The following is a 25,459-nucleotide window of genomic DNA, read 5'->3' on the forward strand; positions in this document are numbered from 1 at the left end:
ATCACTCTATTTCACTAAGTAAAATTGATAATACTTTTAATACTTTATTTTTACTTTCATTGAGACTATCCTGCGCGCCAATACAAGATGGACATCCTGTTTGGCAAGGGCAATTTCGTACATGCTTTATCGTCTGTTCAAGAATTGGAACCAGAATGTCATACACTCTTTCACTTAAGCCAATTCCACCTGGATAGCTGTCATAAACAAATAATGTTGGTTTCTCATTATGAACAGATTTTACTTGTGGTACTACTGTTAAATCATTGCGGTCACATTGTAAATATAGTGGAATAAATGAACTAATTGCATAGGCAGCCCCTGTTAACGCATCTGTTAACATTTCCTCTGACCAGTTTTCAGGCAAATCAAACGACATCCATGTGGCATTCGTATGCATTTCTAATGGTGGAATATGAATCTTGCCTGAGCCGATATTTTCATGTGTTTGGAATCTTATTTTTTTAAATATTGTTGGTATTGCAAGTAAGCTTATATCTCCATAGCTAACAGTTGCCGTTTTGTATTTTGCACTTTTATCTTCATTTAGTACTTTTAATTCAACCGCTAAGTTTGCATCTGTAAAATAATCTACATCTACTTCTCTTACATATGCCTTTTTTTCTTCCCAATCAAGCTTTTCTACTTGGAATTGGGTTCCTTGATGAAGGTAAATTGCTTCTTCATGGAGCAGCGTCATGGCACTATAAGTATCCATTTCCCCAATCACTTTCGTTCCTGCTGGAATTGATTGGTCAATAATGACGACATTTTCTTGCGAAGCAGAGCGCAAACTAATTTCATGTGCTGGGAAACGCTCGCTCATCCAATACCATTGTGAGCTCGTCTTAACTAAGACTCCCTCATCTTGTAAGAACTCCAGTAATTGCTGTACTTCAAATTCCCCATAGCCATCAGTCATCGAAAATGGCAATTCAAATGCAGCACATTTTAAATGGTCCATTAAAATAAGTATGTTTTCAGGATTAATTAACGCCTCTTCCGGTGAACTTCCCAATAAATAATTTGGATTTTGTACAACGTATTGATCCAACGCTGTTGAATTTGCGACATAAATGATTAACGCAGAATCTTGTCTTCTACCCGCTCGTCCTGCTTGCTGCCAAGCGCTTGCAATATTCCCTGGATATCCTGTCATAATACATGCCTGTAATTGGCCAATATCAACGCCTAACTCTAAAGCATTTGTACTGACAACTACTTGTATTGTGCCATTTCTTAATCCCTTTTCAATTGCCCGTCGTTCTGTTGGCAAATAGCCCCCCCGGTATCCGCGAATGGATTCATCCTTAATTTTATTCTTTGTAAGACTTTTTAAATATGTGACAAGCATTTCTACTCGTACACGTGATTTCGCAAAAACAATGGATTGAATACCAGCTTCATATAATCTGGTTGCTAAATCACGAACTTCTAAAATACTGCTCCGTCTTACTCCAAATGTTGGATGGATAATTGGTGGGTTATAGAATAGAAACGTTTTCTTGCCTACTGGGGCTCCTGAGTTAGCTATTAACTCATGCTTCGAATTCGTTAATTTTTCTGCTAGCTCTTTAGGGTTTTTAATTGTTGCAGATGTGCAAATAAAAATAGGGTCACTCCCATAAAAAGCGCAAATACGTTTCAGTCTTCGAATAACATGTGCTACGTGACTTCCAAATACACCTTTATATGTATGCAATTCATCAATCACAATATATTTTAGATTTTCAAAAAGAGATACCCATTTTGTGTGATGCGGTAATATACCAGAATGAAGCATATCAGGATTTGTCATTACAATATGCCCTGCTTTTCGAATTTTTTGCCGAATAGCAGGTGCAGTATCTCCATCATATGTGTAGCTTAAAATTTCTTCGCCCATCAGCTCGATTAATTCATTTAAGTCGGCTTTTTGATCCTGTGCCAAAGCTTTTGTTGGGAATAAATAAATAGCTCTGCTTGATGGGTCTTCTAAAATTTTTTGCAATACAGGTAAATGATAGCAAAGTGATTTCCCTGACGCCGTTGGGGTTACAGCAGTGAATGATTTCCCTTCCTGTGCAAAATCAAAAGCTTCGCGCTGATGAGTATACAGCTGCCCTATTCCTCGAGCTTCCAATGCCTTCTGAATGGAAGGATGAAGACTTTGTGGAAAAGGTGAATAATGAGCAGGCTTCGCTTCTAGTGTTTGCCAATGGATAATGTTTTGTTTTAGTTCTTCATCATATTGCCATTCTTGCAACAATTCATCAATCGTACGTTTTTTACTTAACACCATTATCACTCTCCTCCAAGTATCGCAAAAAAGTAGATAAGGTATAATGTACAGATTGTACAGACTGTATGAACCTTTTTTTGCTAGTTTCCTTATAAAAGGATTGTACAACAAATTGGTTCATCGCATCGACAGCATTATTAATTTGGATTTCATGCATATATTTTGGTCTATTTTGTTGTATCCAAGAAAGAGCATTTTGCTGCCATTCTATTAATAAAGATTGTATATAATCAGCATGAGGCTTTACTTCGTCAAAAAAGTGAGGTGTTGCGTCAAGTTCACGCTGTCTGTAAAAGCGACTAATTGACGCATCACACTCTTCTATTAAATGTTTAGTTTGTTCGATTAGTTGCATTTTTTGTTCCTCTTAATATTTTTAATCTACTTTTAGTGTACCAAAAACTAATCTAATTCACTAGTAATAGGCGAACAAGCATTCTTTACATGAACTTGCTTTTCTGCTAAGCTTACTTTTTGATAAGTTGTTCCTAATTGAGAGAAAAATAGGTCATTCATCATGGCGCGTTCATTCTCGATTTTAGCTGTTATCATACTATCAACACAGTCAATTTGCGAAATGAGCATTTGAATTTTGTTCATTGTCATTCCTCCTTTTGACTGTATAATTCATTTGAAAATGTCAAATCCCTTTTCGCATGTCAAAACTAGACAATGGTTGATAAAACAAGAAAATTTTCGCTATATTTTTATGTTAAACTTAACTTTGGAATTGGGTATTATTTTAAGAAAAGCGCAAGCGCCCGCTTAACCCGCGTCGACATGACTCACATCCTGTGAACCCCAAGTGTTGGGCCGACCAAAAACGCCACATTGTGTGGCTTTGTCGGCACTTGCACATCCATATGCGGCGGAAGGCCAGAATCGTTAAGCTTTTTCAGCTTTCAACCGAGAGGCTAGCTGGCTTGCGCTAGGTATTGATTAAAAAAGTTTTAATACTTTCTGATTAAGAAAGAAAGGGTGTTTCTGTTGATTCATTATCCTAATGGTAAACCGTATAGGCCAAAGTCAAACGAAATACCAAAAATAAAACATACAGGCATTAAAAGAGAAAAGGATGTTTCGTTTAGTAACCGGGGAAAAACACTTGAAGATGAAATAAATGAAACGAATAGTTACTATTTAAATCATCAAATTGCTATAATTCATAAGAAACCTGTTCCGGTACAAATCGTCAAAGTTGAATATCCATCCCGCAGCGCCGCGGTTATACGAGAAGCATACTTCCGCACTCCATCAACTACTGACTATAACGGTGTATGGAATGGATATTATATAGATTTTGAAGCAAAAGAAACCGAAAGCAAAACTTCTTTTCCTTTAAAAAATGTGCACCAACATCAGGTAACCCATATGGAAATGGTTACGAATCAAAAAGGAATAGCATTTACTATTGTACGATTCTCTTCATTAGATCGATATTTTGTCGTCCCTTTTTCAGTACTGCAAGAAGCGTGGACAGTTATGGAGAATGGAGGAAGAAAATCCATTCCACTAACAATTTTTGAAAGCAAAGCATATGAAATTCAGCCAGGATATAATCCACGAATTGATTATTTATCAGCAATAGAAAAAATTATCGTAAATGAGGAAGAAAGATAGTTTGTTAAAGTGAGGAGATTAATTTGACAGAGAAAAGACGTACACGTGAAGAATTAAAACGTCAACGTGAACAACAGAAGAAGTCCCAAAAAAAGCCTATCATGGCATGGATAAAAAGAATTGTAATTGCAGTTTTAATAATAGGAGTAGTTGGTTTAGTTGGAGGGGCTGGACTTTTTGCATATTATGCTAGTTCGGCACCCGAGCTTGATGAGGAATCATTAAAGGATCCAATTTCTTCAGAGTTTTATGATATGAATGGCGAACTTTTCGCTACAGTCGGTGCAGAAGACCGAACGTATGTTGAATTTGATGATATACCAGACGAAATGGTAGACGCAATTCTTGCAACTGAGGATGTTCGATTTTTCGATCACTTCGGAATCGATATTTGGCGACTAGGTAGTGCGGTAATTGCCAATGTCCGACATGGCTTTGGTTCCCAAGGTGCTAGTACGATTACACAGCAAGTAGTTAAAAACTCATTTTTGAGTAATGATAAAAAATTAAAACGTAAAGCCCAAGAAGCATGGTTAGCCATCCAGTTGGAAAAGCATTATGAAAAAGAAGAAATTTTTGAAATGTACTTTAATAAAGTGTTAATGTCAGGTACTATTTATGGTTTCGGTACAGCGTCAAAAGCTTTCTTTGGCAAAGAATTAAATGAATTAGAGTTGGATGAAATGGCATTGCTGGCTGGTATTCCACAAAGTCCAAATAACTACAATCCTTACCGTAATCCGGAAAGAGCTCAAAAACGTCGAGATTTAGTTTTAGACCTAATGGTTCAACATGGAAAAATTACTGAGGAAGAAGCAGCAGCAGCAAAAGCAATAGACGTTACATCTCGCTTACTTCCAGATGAGGAACGTCAATCAGTTGGTGGGACAAAATATAATGCATTCCTAGATGTTGTAATCAGTGAGCTTGAAAAAAATGGTGACGGAGAAGCTCTTGCTGAAGGTATTAAAGTTTATACTACATTAGACCCTAATGCTCAAACAATTGTTGAAGATACGATGAATAACTCTGCAAACTTCCCTACAGAGTCAATTCAGTCTGGTGTTTCAGTTATCGATACAAAAACAGGTGAAATTAGAGCAATTGGCGGTGGACGCAACTATGGTGCAGAACGAGGATTTAACTATGCATATGATTTAACAACTCGTTCTCCAGGTTCAACAATTAAACCGCTTTTAGATTATGGTCCAGCCATTGAAAACTTAAAATGGTCTACAGGTCAAACTACTGTTGATGAAAGAATGACCTATACTGGATCAGATAAAGTTATTACAAACTGGGATAATAAATATTTTGGCACTATTACTATTCGAGAAGCACTTTACGCATCTCGAAACGTACCAGCAGTAAAAACTTTACAAGAGGTTGGAACAGATAAAGCAAAAGAGTTTATTTCAAAATTAGGAATTAATGCAGAAAATATATATGAATCTGATGCAATTGGTGGAGGTAGTATTACATTAACACCGATTCAAATGTCCGCATCCTTTGCGGCTTTTGGTAATAATGGTATTTATAATGAACCAACAGCTATTAAACACATTGAATATCGTGATGGTTCTAAGAAAACTTATAAAACAGATCCAGTTGTTGCCATGGAAGAATATACTGCATATATGGTGACGGATATGTTACGTGATGTTTTAAGCAACAAACCAGGTGCTTCTGGTTCTGCGGCAAATGTATCTGGATTAGATATCGCTGGTAAAACTGGTACAACGAACTATGATGCAAAAGAATTTGATCAATATGATTTACCAAGCAGCAGTGTTCCTGACTCATGGTTTGCGGGATATACAACGAATTACTCCATTGCTATTTGGAGTGGGTATTCAAAACGTTCGGAGCCAATTACAACATGGGATGAACGCCGATTACCGCAAAATTTATTTAGAACAATTCTATCTCAAATTTCAACAAATGTTGAAACGGCTAATTTTACAAAACCAAATTCAGTTGTTGAAGCAACAATAGAGGTTGGAACAAATCCACTTAAGCTTGCAAGTGAGTTTACACCAAATGAATTGCGTCGAACAGAATTGTTCGTAAGAGGAACTGAACCTACTCAAGTTTCAAATGAATATGAACAAATTGAACTAGACGCACCAACTAATCTACAAGCACCTTACAACAAAGAAAGTAACTCAATTGATTTAACTTGGGAGTTTAATCAAGATCTGAAAGATACTAAGGTTTCATTTGAAGTGGCAATGACTGTTGATAACGGAGAACCGATTGTAATAGCAACAACTGAAAATAAACAAACATCCGTTCCAAACATTGAACCTGGTCGAAATTACACATTCTCAGTAACAGCTGTAGCAGAAGATGTTCGAAGTGAACCAGCAACGGTTTCAATATTTATTGAAAATACGGTTGATGAGCCTGAGATTGAAATGCCAGACGGAGAATTCGGAGAAGACTTTGATATTGGCAATGAAGGCAATGGCAATAATGGGAATGGTAATGGAAACTGGAATAACGGTAACGGTAACGGAAATGGTAATGGTAATGGTAATGGCAACGGAAATGGTAATGGAAATAATAATGGCGATGAAGACTGGTTTAATCCTGAAGATGGTGGTGGAGAGATAGAATACCCTACCGATCCAAATTATCAGTCATCAACAAATGAATGGTAAAATAGTGGGAATTCAAAAAAAACACAATTCAGATTCAGTTCTGAATTGTGTTTTTTATTATAATGATTTATTTGACCTTTATACATTCTAATATTAAATAAGCCATCTCATAAGGGAGATGGCTTATTTTAGTTCGATTTAATTCTTAAACGGGCAAGACGCTTTTTCAGTTCTTTAAACAATTCATCTAATTGCCGATAGCATGCATATTGCCCTGGTCTTGCTTTAATAAATAACAATCTTTCCATGCCATTGATCGGCATTACTTCATATTGTCCGGCTACATTGATTGTTGGTTCTTCAATTTCTGAACAGTCAATAATACATTGCTCGAATAAAGCAATCCCCTTTTCCATTAGTTTTTTCGCATCGTCATTTCGTTGATCATGTGCATGGTGAATTTGTTCGCTTAAATGATTCCATTTTTCAAAATAAGGCTCAACTTTTTCTTTTTGAATCGCTTCATTTCTCGCTTTGATCAATTTTCACCAACCCCTTTTTCATGCGCTTTTGCCCTTCTCTACAATCATCTAGCAAAGGACATACATGACATTGAGGATTTTGTGCTTTGCAATGATAACGTCCGAAAAAGATTAATTGATGATGCGTTTTTGACCATTTCTCTTTCGGTGTTTTTTTCATCACTGTTTCTTCTACTTCTAATACAGAATCTTTTAAACGGCATAAACCAAGTCTTTTTGTAACTCGTTCAACATGTGTATCAACAGCTAATGCAGGTATATTAAACGCTACAGATAAAACTACATTAGCAGTTTTGCGCCCTACTCCTGGAAGTGTAACTAACTGCTCACGACTTTGTGGAATTTCACCATGAAAATCTTTGATTAATATTTCACATAAAGCCTGAATGTTTTTTGCCTTATTTCGGTACAAACCTATTGAACGTATATCATTCTGTAATTCTTCTAAAGAGACGGCTAAATAATCCTCTGGTGTTTTATATTTTTGAAATAAATTTTTTGTTACTTTGTTTACAAGTGCATCTGTACATTGTGCTGACAATAGTGTTGCGATTGTTAATTCAAACGGGTTGTCATGGACGAGCTCACAATGTGCATTAGGAAACATCCTATCCATTTCTTCTAAGCAATGTTCCCATTGTTTTTTCGTAAGCACAGCAAAACCCCCTATTCCCTTTCTTCTAGCCAATTATAAAATGAAACTTTATGTGTATTTTCTGTTGCTGGTTTTGTTTTAGGCTGTACAGTAGTCGTTTTATTGTAAAATTGCTCTGTATGCTTCTCAACTTGTTTAATTGATGTAATGTTTTTCTTTTTCCACTCAAACAAAATGCGGTCAATGTAACGGAAGGAGAGTTTACTTGCTAAAACGGCTTCTTTTAGTGCTGCTTTAATAATAGATGGTGAATGACGATCAGCATCCAACCACATTGAAATCGTTTCAATTTCCATTGGAGACAACAGCCGGCCAAATTCCTGTTCAAATATTTTAAAAATTTCACCTTCCTCATTTTTTTGAGCTTGAATTTCTTCATTGATCGTAGAACTTTCAATGAAATCCATTATTCTTTCCCAAAGAGGATAAATAGAGTATTTTTCATATAGCTTGCCATGTATATCGACACCTTGAGTAATTTCTAAAAATCCTTTTTGCATAAGACGTTGTAGCTTTAATGTTATATCGTTCTCGTTAAAGTGTAGTCTCTGCGCGAGATCATTTGGGGTTGGAAAGTCGTTTCTTTCTGATTGAAAAGCTAACAGATGTAACAAAAGAAGCGCTTCATCATCTTGTATATTTAACTTTTTATAATGCTGAAAAAAAAGCTGAGGAATTGCAACATTCCCCTGCTCTATCCATAAATGGAGTCGCTTATTTTTTTCATTCAATGCTAAGACTCCCTTCTTTTTTAAACTAGTCTTGATGTAAGTAAAGCTTCTTAGCTAGAATACCCTTTACTCTAAAGGAAAACGTCCGCTGTTAACGGACGCTTTTTCGTTATGAAAGCGCAGCGACAAATATCAAGGCGCTTCCGCTTATTATTATTATGGATAAAGTCTATTAAGAAGTCTAGGGAATGGAATACATTCACGAACGTGCTCTGCTCCACTAATCCATGCAACAGTACGTTCCAATCCTAAACCGAATCCAGAGTGAGGAACAGATCCCTGCTTGCGTAAATCTAAATACCAAGCATACGCATCCTCATCTAGTTTATGTTCTTCTAATCGTTGTTTTAATAAATCAAAATCGTGAATTCGCTCAGAGCCGCCAATAATTTCACCATAACCTTCTGGCGCAATTAAATCTGCACATAAAACGACATCCTCACGCTCTGGATGCGGTTGCATATAAAATGGCTTAATTCCAACTGGGTAGCACGTAATAAATACAGGTTTATCAAAGCTTTCAGCTATAGCAGTTTCATGCGGCGCGCCAAAATCGTCGCCCCACTGGATGTCAGTAAATCCTTTTTCGTGTAGGAACTTAATCGCATCATCATATGAAATACGTGGGAATGGCGCTTTAATATTCTCTAATTTTGAAGTATCGCGGCCAAGACGCTCTAATTCGATTTTGCAATTTTTTAGTACAGATTGAACAATAAAGGAAACATATTGTTCTTGTACTTCTAAATTCTCTTCGAACTCAACAAAGGCCATTTCTGGCTCAATCATCCAAAACTCAATTAAGTGGCGTCGAGTTTTTGATTTTTCTGCACGGAATGTTGGACCAAAAGAAAATACTTTTCCTAAAGCCATAGCCGCGGCTTCCATATAAAGTTGACCTGATTGTGAAAGGTACGCATCCTCGTCAAAATATTTTGTATGGAATAGCTCTGAAGTTCCTTCTGGAGCAGAACCTGTCAAAATAGGCGGATCAATTTTAACAAAACCGTTATTGTTGAAAAATTCGTATGTTGCGCGAATGATTTCATTTCGAATTTTCATAATTGCGTGCTGTTTACGGGAACGCAGCCAAAGGTGACGGTTGTCCATTAAGAACTCTACACCGTGTTCTTTAGGCGTAATTGGGTAATCCACTGCTTCATGAATTACTTCGATATTTGTAACAGCAAGTTCACAGCCAAAGCTTGAACGTGTGTCCTCTTTAACAACACCTGTAATGTACATCGAAGTTTCTTGAGTTAAACCTTTTGCTGTTGCAAATAATTCTTCCCCAACTTCTTCTTTAACAATTACCCCCTGTACAAAGCCAGAGCCATCTCGTAATTGTAAAAAAGCAATTTTTCCACTTGAACGTTTGTTTGATAACCAAACACCTAATTTTACAGTTTCGCCAATATGATTTGGCATTTCTTGAATCATTATTTTTTTCATATTGTTCCTCCAACAAAGAACTAATTATAGTAGATTGTAAACAAGCTAAATTTAGCTTGTTTACAATCTATTTGTATTTAACAAAAAATTAGTCTTGCCATTTTGATTTCACATAATTGTCCATTCGTCTCACTGCTTCTTCAAGTAATTCTAAAGATGTCGCATAGCTTAGACGAATTGTTGATGGTACACCAAAGCCTGATCCAGGTACTACCGCAACATTTGCTTCAGTTAATAAAGCACTAACAAAATCATCTACAGAATCAAAGCCTGTTTTTAAAGCAGCCTCTGATACATCAGGAAGCAGATAAAATGCACCTTGTGGTTTTAATACTTTAAATCCAGGAATCGCACTTAATTTTGGATAGATTACCTCTAAACGAGATTCAAAAGCACGTCTCATCTCTTCAACAGAATCCTGTGGTCCATTATATGCTTCAATTGTTGCATATTGAGAAGTAGTTGTTGGGTTTGAAGTTGAGTGAGAGGCTAAATCCGTCATAGACTTAATAATTTCAGCATTACCTGCTGCATATCCGATACGCCATCCTGTCATAGAGTGAGATTTAGCTACACCATTTACAACAATTGTTTGCGTCTTTACTTCATCAGAAAGCTGTGCAATGGAGAAATGTTCTAGTCCATTGTATAAAAGCTTTTCATAAATTTCATCTGATACGATTAGAATATCTTTTTCAACTGCAACTGATGCCAGTTCTGTCAGTTCTTCACGAGAATAAACCATACCGGAAGGATTGCTTGGTGAATTGATAATGACAGCTTTTGTTTTATCCGTAATCGCATTGCGTAATTGTTCTGCTGTAATTTTGTAATTCTGTTCACTTGTACTTTCAACGAAAACGGGTATACCGCCTGCTAATTTTACCTGTTCAGGATAAGAAACCCAATAAGGGGCTGGAATAATTACTTCATCACCCTCGTTTAAAATAACTTGGAACAGCGTGTAAAGAACATGCTTTGCTCCTATCCCAACAATAATCTCATTTGGTTTATATGATAAATGATTATCGCGTGATAATTTGTCGATTATAGCTTGCTTTAATGCCGGAAGACCTCCAGCAGGTGTATATTTTGTAAAGCCTTTCGCCATTGATTGTGCTGCAGCATCAAGGATATTTTGTGGTGTATTAAAGTCAGGTTCACCTGCACCTAATCCGATAACATCAATACCTTGTGCCTTTAATTCTTTTGCTTTTGCAGTAATAGCTAGTGTTGAAGATGGTGTTAAAGTTTTTACACGATTTGCCAATAAATCTCTCATCAAAATCTACTCCTCTACAAGTTCAAAATGCGTTTCCACCATTGTCCATCCTCAAACAAAATATAGACATAATTTAATTTTTCGGATCCATTTTTATACGTAATTTCCCAAACTGGACCTACATCCTCAAAGCCTAATTTTGTATGAAGAATTTCTTTTACTTCCTCTTCATTATTCAAAACCGATAAAGCTTGTTCCTCCGTAATGCCGTTCTGCATAAATACTTCCTCAATTAAGTTTTCTTCTAAACTCGTTGGAACAAAAACTGCTTTTTCTTTACCATTTTCGTCTACCCCGAAAACAGTAACATACGGCTTATTACCATTATAAACATAGCTTTCCGATACCTCAGCAAGCGAACCTGATGATATTGCAAGTTCTTCTGCTTGCTTCTCGATTTTATTAAATGGAGCATCGGCTTTCCAAATTACGAGAACTGAAATAACAAGTGACAAAGATAGAATAAATACGGAAATGAAAATTATCCAGTTTTTCATTGAATCACCTTTATATAAATAACTTGATTATATTTCATTTTTGTCTACCTGCTTTCTTTCCTCATCTTTGATATTATACCAATGTTCTATCTCTAAAACCATATCTTGAAGGGGTAGTTTATGCACAGAAATGTTAGGTAATGCACGTAAAAATTCTACTCCATACGATTTCGTTTCAATTCGGCGATCAAGTACAATAAAAACTCCTTTGTCTTGGGAGGATCGAATGAGTCGTCCAAAGCCTTGTTTAAAGCGTAATATTGCCTCTGGTAATGAAAGTTCTGTAAATGCATTTCGACCTTGCTGCTGCAATATTTGCGATTTTGCTTTAAAAGTTGGTTCTTCGGGAGCAGAAAATGGCAGGCGTACAACAATAACTGAGGACAACCCCTCCCCTGGAACATCTACCCCCTCCCAAAAACTATTTGTCCCAAATAACACAGAATGACTAAACTTTTGGAAAGATTTTAATAAACGCATGCGGCTACCGCTCGTAACCCCTTGTGCAAACAGCATATAATCATGAAGAAGCTCGCTTTCTTGTATAAGTTCCACCGTTTTTCTTAACATATCTTGTGAAGTAAATAAAACAAAACAGCGACCCTCAGTTGTGCGTACGATTCTTGTAATAGCCAATGCCACGGATTCTATATAATTAGTCTGTGATACTGTTTGAATGTCTGGCATATCATTTACGATAAAAGCTCGAGCACCTTTATAGTAATGGGCAGGAGCCTGAAGCTTAAGCAATGGCACTTCATTATGAATACCTAACTGATTTGCAATAAAGCGATCATTATTTGGCACTGTTAATGTTCCAGACGTCCAAATAATGGCGTTATTTTTTCTAATCGGATCAAATAGTTGCCGAATAGTTGCTGCTAAATTAATTGGTTTTTTCAAAACACGGATACTACCTGGGACATTTCGACGATCTAACTCAATCCAAGTTGAATAGTCTTCATTTGCTTTTAGGAAAATTTCTTCCCACTCTGCTAGTTTCACTTTAAATTCTCGAACCCAGTATTCCCATTGCTCTAAAATCAATTGATGCTCTGGAGCTATTTGCTCGATATCTTTTTTGAAAATGACAGCAGCTTGTTCAGCTAAATCAATCCAACTTTGCATCACATCTGATACATTTCTTAATAATTCTTTATTTAGCGATAGTTCTGATAAAAAGGCTGTTTGCTTTGTGTCACCCATTGTATTGCGAGGGATTTCTTTAATGGAAACCAAAATTTCCTGCATTGATTTATCAAACAATTCACCCATACGAATAAAATTCTTTTCTAGTTGATGAAAAAATGATAATGGGACGCGCTGCTTCTTTAAAGCAATTTTTTGAAATACTGATAATAATTGATTGTCAGTAGACAGTCCAATTTGACCGAATAAATACTTCCAATTTGTAAAAGAAAATATCGATTCATCTCTGTTTACAGCTGCCTGAATAAATTGATGTGCTTCATCAATTACCCAGCCATCAATATGATGAAAGATTGGCTCGTGTCGCACAAGATCGGCTATTAGCATCGAATGGTTTGTCACGATGATATCGGCGTCTTTACTTTCATCAATTGCTCTCTCATAATAATCAAATCGGTTTTTCTTTTGATGTTGAGTATCTGAGCTTTTTCGAATTTTATCGATAAATAATTGTCCGCCGCCAGAAACATTTAATTCAGACAAATCACCTGTTTCTGTTTTCGTCAACCATACTAATACTTGTAAAATCGTTAAAGTCTCATCATAGGAAGAATCTTTTGATCTCATTAATTGCTCAAAGACACCGACATCTATATAATTTTTCTTCCCTTTTAGACGCGTTACGTTAATTTGGGTGCCTAAAATTTTTTCCGCCTTCGGAATCTCACTTGATAAAAGCTGCTCAAGCAAATGGGATGTATACGTACTAATACATACTTTTCCTTTATTTTGTTTTGCATAAATAATAGTTGGTATTAGGTAACCTATTGTTTTTCCAATACCCGTTGACGCTTCAATCAAAACTTCAGATTTGTTATTTAAATTTCTCCATATTGCATCCATCATTTGAAATTGTTCTGGACGTTCTTCAAAATTTGGAACCTTTTTATTTAATAAAGAAATTTTTTCATCAGTTGTAGTTGGATAGTTTAATTCCTTTTGTTCAATTTTTTTATGAGTGGATTGTTTTCTTAACGCTATTTTTTTGTAATAAATGATATTTGAATCATCCTGAACTTGATTTCTTCGCAATTGCAATGCTTCAAAAAATAATTGCGATAAATTTGTTTTTAGCTGAAATGATTTTTTATGCAGCTGCTCCAACGTTGAAAGCGGTAATGTTAACAATTCCTCCCAACATCTTTTTAGAAGAAATGCACAAGCTTTTGCATCATCATCTGCACGGTGCGCATTTTCTAATGGAATATTTAAATCTGCTGCCAAGTCCCCAAGTTTATAACTTAATGAATTGGGAAATAAAATTTTTACCAGCTCCACCGTATCAATCTTTTTGCCATTCCATTTCGGCATGCCGGCACGTTTGAATTCAGCTTGCAAAAACGATAAATCGAAATCTGTATTATGTGCTACAAAAATCGCATCTTGCAACAATTCATATATATAGTCAGCATGTGCTTCAAAAGGCAATGCATCTTTTACGTCTGCATCAGTAATATTTGTTAAATCTTGAATAAATAAAGGAATTGGTTTTCCTGGATGAATGAAAGATGTAAAAGTCTTCTCTATACACCAATCTTTCATAATTACAATTGCTATTTGAATCATTCGATCGCCAGTAGCTTGCGAATGACCCGTCGTTTCAATATCAACAATGGCATATTTTTGACTTTCCATCTTTTTTCTCAACTCACAATTTAAATAATTATAATGGAATTTTATCATATTCAAATGTAGCGGTCATGCTTTACCTAGGCTTTATAATTGATAATTTATTTAGCAATTAAATACAATTCAATTACTTCTTGTTTGTTTTTCACTAATCAGAAAAAATGCCACTATAATTTTATTTAAATTGACACGGGAATGTAAATTAAATATATGTGTTTTAATTCTGTCAAAAACGCTGCAATACAAAAATACGAAAATTAAAAACTCACTGAATTTATGCATAAAAATATAAAGCATGTATCAAATGATTGCCATGTAATCATTGATACACGCTATTTTTTTTAAGTTATATCAGATTTTTCAGAAAACTAACCACTTATTCATCCCACTTTATAAATATTTCTAAACCTACAGAGATAAGAACACCCATTATAAAACCATTAGATAGTAATGGCTGAAAATATACAGGAAATATTTTAAAAAGGTCAACGTCTAAATTCATAATACAAACACCTATCAATACCGGTGCGGCTAGGCGATGTATTGTAACCGAATTAAAAATGTAGCCATTTAAACTTTTTAAAGATGTTCCAAATAATTGTAGGTAAGCCACGAATAACACTGCATTACCTACTGTAACGGGCAAAGTAGCTAATAGTGATCCTAAAAAAGGGATAATCCCCAAAACTGCCATTAGTCCGCCACCTATAATAAACGGTTTTCGATCAAAAATTCGAGTACTTTCCAAAAATCCAATTGAAGAAGCAAATGGTGCATAAGAGACAAGTCCTAATACGGCGGCAACAATTGAGTAGCTGCCTGTAAGTAAATAAGATCTATCCAAGGAACTTTGAGAAATCTTTTCTTCAAGAAGATTTGACGCAGCTTGAACAGAAGCAATCGTATTACTTAAATTAATAATACTTGCTAAAAATGTAATCGCAATAATCCCAATATTTAAATTAGGTGTACCTAACGGAAATAACGTTAAACTTAAAGAACCTTGAGTAGATATTGCTTGTTCTGTAGGAAATAGGAGTAAATATAAAATCCAACCGACAACCATTCCTATTAATATAGCAAAATTACTAATAAGATTTTTCCCTTTAATCTTAATAAAACTTACTAAAAGTACAATACCAACAGAAAATAAACTTATCGGTATATCAAGTTCACCCTCTGGAGAAACCTTTAGCATCCCGGTAAAAAATATAATTATAAGTTGAAATGTTAATAAAAATAAATATACAGTCATGACCATTGGAGTGAAAATCTTTTGTATGTAGCTTACAAGCTTAAAAGCACCTAAAATTAATACAACTGCCCCTGCTAACAACATTCCTGTTGCGATACCACCACCAATAGCTGGAAGACTCATGCCCATTGCTGAAGCCGACAAACAAAGGTTTAACACCAATCCCCACATAACCCCTGAATGCCCTTCCATTAATGGATAACGGTGTCCAATATATCCTTGTAGCATACAAGCTATTCCAGTAAAGATTAAAGAACTTCTAAGGATAGTTGCAATCTCGCTTTGTGGTAAATCAAAAGCAGTCCCAACTGAAATAGGCACAACTATCGTATTGGCAAAAATAAAAAATAACCACTGCAACGAAGCAAAGGCTGTTGTTAAATAAGATAACTGATTCAAAAGACTCCACCAGCCTTTCGCATTAATTTACAAAAATACTGGATAGATCCTTTACTAATAAAATGAATTTGATTGTTCAAAGTATATCCCCCCATCTATACTTTAATTTACCGGTTGAAAGATTTGCCCCTTACAAACTCCCACCGATACATAATAAAAAACATGGTTTCCATATTATTGGAAACCATATCCATATGGTAAAACAAATTACTAAATATTTCTATATATAATTATAAGTTATTCCTACCTAATATTTAGACTTAAGATTTACGAACGATAGCTCATTTAAAGCTTAAAAACCTCAAAAAAGGCACTTTATTAAAGTAACCTTATTCGAGGTTTAGTTCAGAAATTATGTAAAGAGAATATTTATCAATAAAATAAAAAGAGCAGGGGCTCATCTCCCTGCTCGCTACATAAGCATTCCGACAAATCCGTGTCGTAATGAATGCTTTGTTTGTAAAGTATATACTTTACTTGGTTTGGCACCAAAGAACATTATAACTAATTTATGAAGAAAAAGCAATAATAATTTTTATTTCACCGTTGCTTCTGGCTCGTAATGAATCATTTCTTTAATCGTATTACGCTCCCCCATTATTGCTACTGTCGGTTGATGATTTGCTGCTTCCTCATTCGTGACGTAGACATAGGAAATAATTATTACGATATCACCTTTTTGAACAAGTCTCGCAGCAGCACCATTTACACAAATAACACCACTTCCTCGTTCTCCTGCTATAATATATGTTTCAAATCTTGCACCATTATTGTTATTTACAACATGAACCTTTTCATTTGGCAGCATTCCTACAGCATCAAGAATATCTTCATCAATTGTAATGGATCCTACATAATTTAAGTCTGCCTGCGTTACTTGTGCACGGTGTATTTTACTATTCATCATCATTCTAAACATTATGCTTCCCCTTTTAATGAAAAAATAATATTATCTATTAATCTTGTTTTTCCGATATAGACTGCTGCCGCAATTAGATATTGTTTTGTTTTATCAGTAACAGGTTTTAAATCTGGATAAGCTAAAATTTGCAAATAATCGATTTTACCGGATGTATATTTTTCAATATGCTTCGTTGCAGAATCAATTGCTACCTCACTATTTTGATTTGCTTCAAATTGTTCCTTGGCAATGAGCAATGCCTCATAAATGGCTGGTGCTTCTTTGCGCTCGACCTCAGTTAAATAAACATTTCGTGAGGATTTTGCCAACCCATCTTCTTCACGTACAATTGGAACCGTACGAATTTCTAATGGGAAATTGTAATCTCTAACAAGTGTTTGTATAATAGCAACTTGTTGTGCATCCTTTTGACCAAAATATGCTCTAGTCGGTTCTACTATATGAAATAATTTTGATACTACCTGAAGAACCCCATCAAAATGTCCCGGTCTTGAGGCGCCGCATAAAATCTCCGCCTGTCTTCCCGCACGAATTTTAATGCCTCCATCTGTCGGATACATTTCCTCAATGTCCGGCGCAAAAATAATGTCTACCCCCGCTGATTCAGCAAGTTTTTTGTCACGTTCTAAATCTCGTGGATAAGATTCAAAATCTTCATTTGGTCCAAACTGTGTTGGATTGACAAAAATACTCATCACTACAACATCATTTTCAAGCCGCGCATTACTGGCTAATGTTAAATGTCCTTCATGCAAGTAGCCCATTGTTGGAACAAGCCCAATTGTTTTCCCTTCTGATTTTTCTTTTTTTATAATTAATTTTAGTTGCTCTATCGTTGTAATGACTTTCAATATTTAACGCCCCCGTAAATTTGCGCTAATGCTTCTTCCTTCATCGTGAAGCTATGTGCAATAGTTGGGAACTCTTTTTTTCTTACTGCATCTGTATATGCTTTTATGCCGCGCTCGACCTCATCACCTACAAATGCAAAGCCTTCTACAAATTTTGGGATATGATGTTTCCCAAAATGAAGTAAATCGTGGAAAACAAGCACTTGCCCATCTGCATGAGGGCCTGCTCCAATTCCTATTGTTGGTATTGTTAATTCCTTTGAAATTGCTTCCGTTAACTGGTATGGGATACATTCCAGAACGACTGCACAAGCTCCTGCAGCTTCACAAGCTTTTGCATCTTGTATTATTTTCGTTGCTTGTTCTGCCGTCTTTCCTTGTACTTTGTAGCCCCCTAGGACACCAGCTGACTGTGGCTGCAAACCTAAATGTGCCACTACTGGAATTCCTGCGCTCGTTAACTTTTTTATCGCTACGCAGACTTTACCAGCACCTTCAAGTTTTAAAGCATTTGCACCTGTTTCCTGCATTAATCTTACTGCGGTATTTAATGTGCTATTTACATCTCCGTGATAAGAACCAAACGGCATATCGACTACTACAAATGTATCCTTTGCTCCCCGCCGAACCGCTTTTGAATGGTGAATCATATCTTCAACAGTCACTGGCATTGTTGAATCATAGCCGAGAACAACCATTCCTAAAGAGTCGCCGACTAAAATCATATCGACACCCGACTCTTCTGAAAATTTAGCGGCTGGGTAATCATATGCTGTAATCATGACGATTTTTTCCCCTTGCGCCTTCATTTTCAAAAAATCACTTGTACTTTTCATCTGTTTTTCCTCCTTTTAGAAAGAAGAAAACAAAGATTAATTACGCATTAGTGAAATTTCCCGCATTTTGCTTCCAACTTCCTAAATTGGAATTTCAATAATTAGAAAAACTAAATTTTTGCCTAATAGCTAAAATCCTTGTTTTTCTTATGCGAATACCCAAAAAACTATCCTTTTCTATTCGCAAATAAAAATACCCTTCTGCTCAAAATGGACAGAAGGGTAGCGTCATACGAAAAATTACAAATTTAACGCGTGTTGTTTTCTTCCGTCCCTGTCTTTGTTTGATCAAGGCAGATCTTTTTAGTAGTTTGTAAGGTTTTTCGGTACAGTTCAATGAAATCAATTACGTCTTGGCAAACCAGCGTCCGGATTTAGGACTCGTGTTTACACGAGACAACTCCTTTACGAAATCGCATGACTCGCCGGAGGCATTATCTTCATTCAGTTGGGGTTTAGACCCCCACTGAATGAAGATTGTTGATACTGTCCTTACCGCTACTATAACAAGTTTTGAAGAAAACGTATAGTAATTTTTAGACTAATATTCTTTTTTATATTATGGCATTAACACGGTAGTAATTTTTATACTTAAAGACAAAAGTTAGGTACAAGAACCTACCGATTAAAGATCATTTTATTTCAATATCAGCAGAGTAGACATTTTTTATTTCTCCATTTGCCAACTTGATTTCCAGAACCCCAGAATCCGTTATCCCAATGGCTTTACCTTCAATCACTTCACGTAAAGTAGTTGCTTTTATTTGCTTTCCAATTGTACCAGAGGCCTCTTCCCATAAAGTTTTTATTGGGGCAAACCCTTCATGAATATATTGATCAGAATAACGTTCCAAATTATTTAATATTGCAGCAACTAGCTGAGCACGATCAATTGACAGCCCTTCCTCAATTGAAACAGATGTGGCAATAGTTTGCAGTTCTTCTGGAAACTCAGCAAGCTGCTGGTTAACATTAATGCCAATTCCGATGAGCAATGCTTGAACACGATCCATTTCTGCAATCATTTCAGTCAAAATCCCTGTACATTTTCGACCTTTAATTAAAATATCATTTGGCCACTTAATATATGGAGTGAAATTTGTATACAATGATTTCATAGCATTTACAATTGCAACAGCAGCTACTAAAGTAAATTGTGGTGCCTGATGCGGCAATACATCGGGTTTGATGATTACCGTCATCCAAATACCTTTACCTTCCGTTGATTCCCAAGGACGAGCCATTCTGCCTTTGCCAGCAGTTTGAGTTTCAGCAATAACAATTGTTCCATCAACAGCACCTTGCCGTGCTAATTCATGTGCAATCGTTTGAGTGGAAGTACATTCCTCTAAATAGTGAATCGATTGGCCAAAGCGTTTAGTGGCAAGAAATGAAGTAATTCTAGCAGGATCCACTTTATCAGGCTTCGCTGTTAATATATAACCCTTTTTCTTTATTGTATCAAATGTATAGCCTTCCTCTTGCAAGGTTTGCAGATGCTTCCATATAGCTGTTCGGGATATTCCTAATTGTTCTGCTAAATATTGGCCAGAAAGCGGCTCTCCATTAGCAAAAAGGAAACGTTTCAGTATTTCATCCTTCATTGATAAAGTCATTTAAAAACCATTCCTTCAACATTACTTCTTCATTTTTTACTGCTCCACTTAACACAGCCATCGTTGCAGCATCTAAAGCTACTTTAATCCATGGCCCACTTTTTTTGGACGACCAATTCATTAAATGGTTGCCATTAATCGCCAGCTGATCGATTGATTGGATTGGCAAACGTGCTTTTGTTTGTGCAATATGTTCTTTTTCAAAAGGTACATTGTGCTTTTGCCAAATTGCAAAGTCATAAGCTGTCTCTAGTACAAACAAATCATATGAAAAATAATCCATAACTGTCCATTTTTTAAGGAAACTATTATATGCATTTAATACATTTCGGACAAACGTTTTTTCCTTTTTCGATAATCGGTAAAAATCGAATATCGTTTGAATGTCAGTTCGATTAATTAAGCATAAATATGCCCAACCAACTTCAGACTTAGTAGTTTGAAAGTCCTTCCAATTGCTTAAAGTATTCTTAAAGTTGCCATACAAATATTTTGCCAACTGACTTTCGATTAAGGTTTTAATTCCGACAAAGGAATTTTCACTTTTCCATATTTTTGACAATTCCATTGAAATTCGTTCTCTCGCAATAAACTCGATTAAATCACTGTCTTTTTGTATGGCCTTCATCGTATTTTCTTCAATGGAAAAGCCTAGCTGTGCACTAAAGCGAATTGCCCTTAACATACGTAAGGCATCTTCTCGAAAGCGCACATTGGGGTCACCAACTGCACGAATGACACGTTTTTTTATATCATCTATACCGCCAAATAAGTCAATAATGGTCCCATCTTTGGAAACTGCCATTGCATTGATGGTAAAGTCTCGACGTTGTAAATCTTGTTCAAGGCTTCGAACAAATGTAACTTCTTCTGGTCTACGATAGTCAATGTATGTACCCTCTGTGCGAAATGTTGTTACTTCGATTGGCTGACCTTCATCTAGAACTAAAATTGTACCATGTTCGATACCTACATCAACTGTTGATGAGAAAATTTGTTTTATATCAGTAGGTAATGCACTTGTTGCTACATCGACATCATTGACTTTTTTGTTTAATAGATGGTCCCTTACTGCACCGCCCACAATGTAAGCCTCAAAACCCGCTTTTTCAATTTTATCAATTACGCGCAGTGCAACGTGCCATTCCTGACTTTTTATCATACTCGCAGTGCCACCAATCGTTCATATAGTTGTTCATAATGGTCAATAATCGGTTTTGTTAGAAATTTTGTTTGAACTGTATTAATCGCAGCTTGTCGGAAACGCATTAGTTTTTCTTCATCTGTTAATAAATCAAGAGCATAGATGGCTGCTTGATCAACATCTCCAAGTTCTGCTACATAACCGTTGACGCCATGCTCTATTACTTCCGGTATTCCTCCAATATTCGTACCGATTCCAGGTACACCACAAGCCATCGCTTCCAGCAGCACTAATCCAAACGACTCTTTTTCAGAAAGTAATAATTTCAAATCACTTATACTGAAAAGCTCTGCAACATTCTCCTGTTTTCCTAAAAATAGCACATCATTTTTTACAGAAGACAATTTTACTTGTTCCATAATACGATGCTTTTCTGGACCATCACCTACAAGCAATAATTTCGCAGGCATGTTATCCCGTATTTTCATAAAGACACTTAAAATATCAGGCAAATTTTTAATTTTACGGAAGTTTGAAACATGAATCAGTACTCGTTCGTCTTCTTTAATGCCAAATTGTTCTTTTAAATTTACTACTTCAATAGGTTTAAAAACAGATTCATCAACAAAGTTATAAACCGTTTCTATTTTTTTCGTCGTACCAATTAAGTCATAAGTTTGCTGCTTTAAAGAATTTGATACAGCGGTCACAATATCTGATTTCTCAATGCCATATTTAATGGCCTGAGCAAGTGTTGAATCTTGCCCTAAAACGGAAATATCTGTTCCATGTAAAGTTGTTACTATCCCTATATTTTCTCCGCACATTTCACGGGCAAGCACCGCACATACTGCATGTGGTATTGCGTAGTGAACATGTAGTACATCTAATTTTTCATCTTTAATCACATCCGCCATTTTACTTGCTAGTGCAATGTCATATGGCGGGTATTGAAATACTGAATAATTATTTACTTCTACCTCGTGGAAAAATACGTTCGGATAAATTTTTTTCAGTCGAAATGGTACGCTTGAGGTAATGAAATGAATTTCGTGACCTCTTTCTGCTAGCATTTTTCCTAGCTCAGTAGCAATAACCCCGGATCCTCCAACTGTTGGATAACATGTAATACCAATTTTTAACTTTCTCATCCGACGTTCATCCTCTCTTTACATTATATTTAATTACCTAAATCTTTTATTGATTGCCAATAAAATGAAAGAAGAATTAAATATGTGTAATTCATTTTGCTTTATTTTGTTCTTTGCCAAAACGAAAAGAAGCATCCGCCAGAAGTTCTCGTTATTCAGCTTAAATAAATTTTTAACTTGTTTGCGTTACTTTCTTCTTTCCTGAATTAGTCTCCAATCGACAAAACCTTCTTGTAATCCTTTAAGTAGGATTTCAGCAGTTCCCATATTGGTTGCTAAAGGAATATGATAAACATCGCATAAACGAACAAGAGCCGTTACATCTGGTTCATGAGGCTGTGCTGTCAATGGATCACGGAAGAAAAATACCATATCCATATCATTATTCGCAATCATGGAGCCAATTTGCTGATCTCCACCAAGTGGACCAGAACGGAATCTTGTCACCTCTAACCCGACTTCATCTTGAATACGCTGTCCAGTTGTACCTGTTGCAAATAGCTTATGTTGTCGTAATATCTCTTTATATGCGATTGCAAACTCAACTAGACTATCTTTTTTTCGATCATGAGCAATTAAGGCTATTTTCATTTTAAATCTCCATTCTTAAAGGATGTTTTCTAGTCCATAAACAAGTTCTTCCAATGTCATAACAGTTTCTACACAGAACATTACGCCACCCATGAATGATTCACGATTATAAGAATCGTGGCGAATTGTCAGCATTTGCCCGTCGCCGCCAAATAGTACTTCCTGATGTGCAACTAACCCAGGCAAACGTACAGAATGAATACGCATTCCTTCGAAGTCTGCTCCTCTTGCACCAACCATTGTTTCTTCTTCGAATTCATGCCCTTGTTTTCTCTCTTCTCGAACTTCTGCAATCATTTGCGCCGTTTTCTTAGCAGTACCAGATGGAGCGTCTAGCTTGCGGTCATGATGCAATTCGATAATTTCGATATTCGGCATATATTTTGCAGCTTCTTTTGCAAATTTCATCATTAAAATTGCACCGATGGCAAAGTTTGGAGCAATAATACAACCAATTTTATTTTCCTTGGCAAGGACTGTTAATTCTTCTAATTGTTCATCCGTAAAACCAGTAGTACCAACAACTGTACGAACATTATGTAACATTGCAACTTTTGTATGCTCATAAACTGACTGAGGATTTGTTAAATCAATTAATACATCTGGATTCGTTTCTGTTATTAATTGCGTAAGATCTGTAAAAATTGGAACATCTAAGTTAGGAGGAAACATTTCCAGCTCCGCTAAACTTTCTCCAACATGCTTATAATCTAAAGCAGCTACAAGTTCCATTCCATCGCGATTACAAACTGTTTTTACTGCTTCTGATCCCATCTTGCCTCTTGCACCTGCTATAGCTACTCGGATTGTCATTCTAGTTCGTCCTTTCTTGTCCAACGATCTTTATCTCTCGTTTCAAATTTATTGATTACCTTTAATAGGGCTTCGTCTAATCGGATATTTTGTGCATTTGCAAAACATACTAATACAAAGAATAGATCTCCTAACTCTTCTTCAATACTATTTTTCGATTCAGTAGCTTTTTTCTTTTTTTGACCATATACATCCTGTACTTCACGCGATAATTCCCCTAGCTCTTCTGTCATTCTTGCCAGCAATTCAAATGGAGGAAAATATCCTTCTTTAAATTGGCCAATATAATTATCTACTTTTTTCTGTAATAGTTGCAATGAAATATCATTCGACATCATACCACGCTCCTACCATCATCGTAAATAATTTGACCTATAGTTGTCAAAAGATGAAAAATGCAACATAATAAATCGTACAGTACAATGGTAGAAAAGAAAATATTTTTTCACTAGAGATTGGAGGCATCTTTTTGTTTGGACTAAAAATCCGTAATATTCTTGGTATATTACTTGGCGCTGCAATCTATAGTTTCGGTTTTGTACATTTTAATATGCAAAATGAACTTGGTGAGGGCGGATTTAGTGGTATTACCCTAATTTTATATTTTACACTTCATTGGGATCCAGCTCTAATGAATTTAATTCTTAATATCCCTATGTTTATAATAGGCTGGCGACAATTTAGTCGTAAAGAATTTATATATACGATTATTGGCACTGTAGCTGTTTCAGTTTTTCTAAGAGTCTTTCAGCATTATGAAGTTGCACTTAACTTGCAAAATGATTTACTACTAGCATCTTTGTTTGCAGGGGTTTTTGTTGGTGTCGGACTAGGTATTATATTCCGTTGCGGTGGAACTACGGGTGGTGTTGATATTATTGCTCGTGTTGCACACAAGTACCTCGGCTGGAGCATGGGGCGAACTATGTTTATGTTTGATGCCTTTGTCATTACCGTATCATGGATTACTTTCTTAGACGCACGTTCAATGATGTACACACTAGTAGCAGTATATTTAGGAGCAAGAGTAATTGATATGGTTCAAGAGGGGGCTTATTCTGCAAAAGCTGCACTGATTATTTCAAATAAACCAGAAGAAATTGCCAATTATATTTCTGAAAAAATGGAGAGAGGCATTACAGTTTTTCACGGCTATGGGCATTATACGAAACAATCGAAAGATGTTTTATACTGTATCGTTGCTCGTAATGAAGTTGTTCGTTTGAAGTCCATCATCCGTTCAATTGATCCAAATGCATTTGTTTCAATTGTTGATGTAAATGATGTAACGGGTGAAGGATTTAGAATTGATGAATAAATTAAGAAGGGATCGTTCAAAAAGCCTTTTGTTCTTGATGTGGCAAAGCTAATTTGATAATT

The 25,459-nt window shown here is 35.8% G+C and carries 23 protein-coding genes; 3 read left to right on the forward strand and 20 right to left on the reverse strand.

Features of this window, described 5'->3' with window-relative positions; genetic code table 11:
• Nucleotide 1: 1 nt before the first annotated feature.
• From EKG35_RS09200 to EKG35_RS09210, 3 genes are read right to left on the reverse strand one after another with little or no spacing between them, the layout of a single operon-like run.
• Entirely contained in the window at nucleotides 2-2,278 is a 2,277-nt protein-coding gene (locus EKG35_RS09200; protein ID WP_126294202.1) for a DEAD/DEAH box helicase, read from the reverse strand.
• Complete coding sequence (locus EKG35_RS09205; protein ID WP_126294152.1) at nucleotides 2,268-2,636, reverse strand: YppE family protein; 369 nt, start codon at nucleotides 2,634-2,636, stop codon at nucleotides 2,268-2,270. Before EKG35_RS09205 ends, EKG35_RS09200 begins: the two co-directional genes overlap by 11 nt.
• 47 nt (nucleotides 2,637-2,683) lie before the next feature.
• Nucleotides 2,684-2,881 carry an endonuclease gene (locus EKG35_RS09210; protein WP_126294153.1) on the reverse strand — a complete coding sequence of 66 codons (198 nt, stop codon included), beginning with the start codon at nucleotides 2,879-2,881 and terminating at the stop codon, nucleotides 2,684-2,686.
• Between the two features lie 384 nt (nucleotides 2,882-3,265).
• Between EKG35_RS09210 and recU the strand changes: the two genes are divergently transcribed.
• A complete protein-coding gene (recU, locus tag EKG35_RS09215) occupies nucleotides 3,266-3,901 on the forward strand; it encodes a Holliday junction resolvase RecU (RefSeq protein ID WP_126294203.1) in 636 nt (211 codons plus the stop codon).
• Between the two features lie 23 nt (nucleotides 3,902-3,924).
• A complete protein-coding gene (locus EKG35_RS09220; protein WP_126294154.1) occupies nucleotides 3,925-6,564 on the forward strand; it encodes a penicillin-binding protein 1A in 2,640 nt (879 codons plus the stop codon).
• Between the two features lie 128 nt (nucleotides 6,565-6,692).
• Here the strand turns inward: EKG35_RS09220 and EKG35_RS09225 are convergent, their stop codons facing one another.
• From EKG35_RS09225 to EKG35_RS09305, 17 genes are all read right to left on the reverse strand, one after another.
• Nucleotides 6,693-7,046: a YpoC family protein gene (locus EKG35_RS09225; RefSeq protein WP_126294155.1), complete on the reverse strand. Its 354-nt coding sequence runs from the start codon at nucleotides 7,044-7,046 to the stop codon at nucleotides 6,693-6,695.
• Nucleotides 7,027-7,701, reverse strand: a complete 675-nt coding sequence (gene nth, locus EKG35_RS09230) for an endonuclease III (RefSeq protein ID WP_126294156.1) — start codon at nucleotides 7,699-7,701, stop codon at nucleotides 7,027-7,029. The genes EKG35_RS09225 and nth overlap by 20 nt, the downstream gene beginning before the upstream one ends.
• A gap of 11 nt (nucleotides 7,702-7,712) precedes the next feature.
• Entirely contained in the window at nucleotides 7,713-8,432 is a 720-nt protein-coding gene (locus EKG35_RS09235; protein WP_126294157.1) for a DnaD domain-containing protein, read from the reverse strand.
• 156 nt (nucleotides 8,433-8,588) lie between these two features.
• Entirely contained in the window at nucleotides 8,589-9,884 is a 1,296-nt protein-coding gene (gene asnS, locus EKG35_RS09240; protein ID WP_126294158.1) for an asparagine--tRNA ligase, read from the reverse strand.
• Between the two features lie 88 nt (nucleotides 9,885-9,972).
• Nucleotides 9,973-11,166, reverse strand: a complete 1,194-nt coding sequence (locus EKG35_RS09245; RefSeq protein WP_126294159.1) for a pyridoxal phosphate-dependent aminotransferase — start codon at nucleotides 11,164-11,166, stop codon at nucleotides 9,973-9,975.
• A gap of 14 nt (nucleotides 11,167-11,180) precedes the next feature.
• Nucleotides 11,181-11,663: a cell wall elongation regulator TseB-like domain-containing protein gene (locus tag EKG35_RS09250; RefSeq protein WP_126294160.1), complete on the reverse strand. Its 483-nt coding sequence runs from the start codon at nucleotides 11,661-11,663 to the stop codon at nucleotides 11,181-11,183.
• 27 nt (nucleotides 11,664-11,690) lie between these two features.
• On the reverse strand, nucleotides 11,691-14,507 hold the full coding sequence (gene dinG / locus EKG35_RS09255) for an ATP-dependent DNA helicase DinG (protein ID WP_126294161.1): 2,817 nt from the start codon (nucleotides 14,505-14,507) through the stop codon (nucleotides 11,691-11,693).
• 370 nt (nucleotides 14,508-14,877) lie between these two features.
• Nucleotides 14,878-16,155, reverse strand: a complete 1,278-nt coding sequence (locus tag EKG35_RS09260) for a uracil/xanthine transporter (RefSeq protein WP_126294162.1) — start codon at nucleotides 16,153-16,155, stop codon at nucleotides 14,878-14,880.
• A 535-nt stretch (nucleotides 16,156-16,690) separates the two neighbouring features.
• Nucleotides 16,691-17,074, reverse strand: coding sequence for an aspartate 1-decarboxylase (gene panD, locus EKG35_RS09265; protein ID WP_126294163.1), 384 nt, complete (start codon nucleotides 17,072-17,074; stop codon nucleotides 16,691-16,693).
• Nucleotides 17,074-17,928, reverse strand: coding sequence for a pantoate--beta-alanine ligase (gene panC, locus EKG35_RS09270; protein ID WP_126294164.1), 855 nt, complete (start codon nucleotides 17,926-17,928; stop codon nucleotides 17,074-17,076). Before panC ends, panD begins: the two co-directional genes overlap by 1 nt.
• On the reverse strand, nucleotides 17,925-18,764 hold the full coding sequence (gene panB / locus EKG35_RS09275) for a 3-methyl-2-oxobutanoate hydroxymethyltransferase (protein WP_126294165.1): 840 nt from the start codon (nucleotides 18,762-18,764) through the stop codon (nucleotides 17,925-17,927). The genes panC and panB overlap by 4 nt, the downstream gene beginning before the upstream one ends.
• Before the next feature lie 632 nt (nucleotides 18,765-19,396).
• Nucleotides 19,397-20,380, reverse strand: a complete 984-nt coding sequence (locus EKG35_RS09280; RefSeq protein WP_126294166.1) for a biotin--[acetyl-CoA-carboxylase] ligase — start codon at nucleotides 20,378-20,380, stop codon at nucleotides 19,397-19,399.
• Complete coding sequence (locus EKG35_RS09285) at nucleotides 20,358-21,542, reverse strand: CCA tRNA nucleotidyltransferase (protein ID WP_126294167.1); 1,185 nt, start codon at nucleotides 21,540-21,542, stop codon at nucleotides 20,358-20,360. The genes EKG35_RS09280 and EKG35_RS09285 overlap by 23 nt, the downstream gene beginning before the upstream one ends.
• Nucleotides 21,539-22,675 (reverse strand): N-acetyl-alpha-D-glucosaminyl L-malate synthase BshA, encoded by a 1,137-nt coding sequence (gene bshA, locus EKG35_RS09290; protein WP_126294168.1) that lies wholly within the window; start codon nucleotides 22,673-22,675, stop codon nucleotides 21,539-21,541. The genes EKG35_RS09285 and bshA overlap by 4 nt, the downstream gene beginning before the upstream one ends.
• Before the next feature lie 186 nt (nucleotides 22,676-22,861).
• Complete coding sequence (gene mgsA, locus EKG35_RS09295) at nucleotides 22,862-23,266, reverse strand: methylglyoxal synthase (protein WP_126294169.1); 405 nt, start codon at nucleotides 23,264-23,266, stop codon at nucleotides 22,862-22,864.
• A gap of 15 nt (nucleotides 23,267-23,281) precedes the next feature.
• The gene (dapB, locus tag EKG35_RS09300) at nucleotides 23,282-24,079 is read right to left on the reverse strand and encodes a 4-hydroxy-tetrahydrodipicolinate reductase (protein ID WP_126294170.1); all 798 of its coding nucleotides are present in this window, start codon (nucleotides 24,077-24,079) and stop codon (nucleotides 23,282-23,284) included.
• Complete coding sequence (locus EKG35_RS09305) at nucleotides 24,076-24,414, reverse strand: nucleotide pyrophosphohydrolase (RefSeq protein ID WP_126294171.1); 339 nt, start codon at nucleotides 24,412-24,414, stop codon at nucleotides 24,076-24,078. The genes dapB and EKG35_RS09305 overlap by 4 nt, the downstream gene beginning before the upstream one ends.
• 134 nt (nucleotides 24,415-24,548) lie before the next feature.
• Here EKG35_RS09305 and EKG35_RS09310 point away from each other — a divergent pair, with 134 nt between their 5' ends.
• Nucleotides 24,549-25,397 (forward strand): YitT family protein, encoded by an 849-nt coding sequence (locus EKG35_RS09310; RefSeq protein ID WP_126294172.1) that lies wholly within the window; start codon nucleotides 24,549-24,551, stop codon nucleotides 25,395-25,397.
• Nucleotides 25,398-25,459: the final 62 nt, after the last annotated feature.

The sequence above is a fragment of the Lysinibacillus telephonicus genome (genome assembly GCF_003966145.1).
In the GTDB taxonomy this organism is placed as follows: domain Bacteria; phylum Bacillota; class Bacilli; order Bacillales_A; family Planococcaceae; genus Ureibacillus; species Ureibacillus telephonicus.

What these genes read in the sequence shown, in the direction of transcription:
- EKG35_RS09205 (WP_126294152.1), bottom strand. Translation starts at nt 2,636, where the DNA reads ATGCAACTAATCGAACAAACTAAACATTTAATAGAAGAGTGTGATGCG.
- EKG35_RS09210 (WP_126294153.1), bottom strand. Translation starts at nt 2,881, where the DNA reads ATGAACAAAATTCAAATGCTCATTTCGCAAATTGACTGTGTTGATAGT.
- asnS (WP_126294158.1), bottom strand. Translation starts at nt 9,884, where the DNA reads ATGAAAAAAATAATGATTCAAGAAATGCCAAATCATATTGGCGAAACT.
- EKG35_RS09245 (WP_126294159.1), bottom strand. Translation starts at nt 11,166, where the DNA reads ATGAGAGATTTATTGGCAAATCGTGTAAAAACTTTAACACCATCTTCA.
- EKG35_RS09250 (WP_126294160.1), bottom strand. Translation starts at nt 11,663, where the DNA reads ATGAAAAACTGGATAATTTTCATTTCCGTATTTATTCTATCTTTGTCA.
- dinG (WP_126294161.1), bottom strand. Translation starts at nt 14,507, where the DNA reads ATGGAAAGTCAAAAATATGCCATTGTTGATATTGAAACGACGGGTCAT.
- panD (WP_126294163.1), bottom strand. Translation starts at nt 17,074, where the DNA reads ATGTTTAGAATGATGATGAATAGTAAAATACACCGTGCACAAGTAACG.
- panB (WP_126294165.1), bottom strand. Translation starts at nt 18,764, where the DNA reads ATGAAAAGTACAAGTGATTTTTTGAAAATGAAGGCGCAAGGGGAAAAA.
- EKG35_RS09280 (WP_126294166.1), bottom strand. Translation starts at nt 20,380, where the DNA reads ATGACTTTATCAATGAAGGATGAAATACTGAAACGTTTCCTTTTTGCT.
- EKG35_RS09285 (WP_126294167.1), bottom strand. Translation starts at nt 21,542, where the DNA reads ATGATAAAAAGTCAGGAATGGCACGTTGCACTGCGCGTAATTGATAAA.
- bshA (WP_126294168.1), bottom strand. Translation starts at nt 22,675, where the DNA reads ATGAGAAAGTTAAAAATTGGTATTACATGTTATCCAACAGTTGGAGGA.
- mgsA (WP_126294169.1), bottom strand. Translation starts at nt 23,266, where the DNA reads ATGAAAATAGCCTTAATTGCTCATGATCGAAAAAAAGATAGTCTAGTT.
- dapB (WP_126294170.1), bottom strand. Translation starts at nt 24,079, where the DNA reads ATGACAATCCGAGTAGCTATAGCAGGTGCAAGAGGCAAGATGGGATCA.
- EKG35_RS09305 (WP_126294171.1), bottom strand. Translation starts at nt 24,414, where the DNA reads ATGTCGAATGATATTTCATTGCAACTATTACAGAAAAAAGTAGATAAT.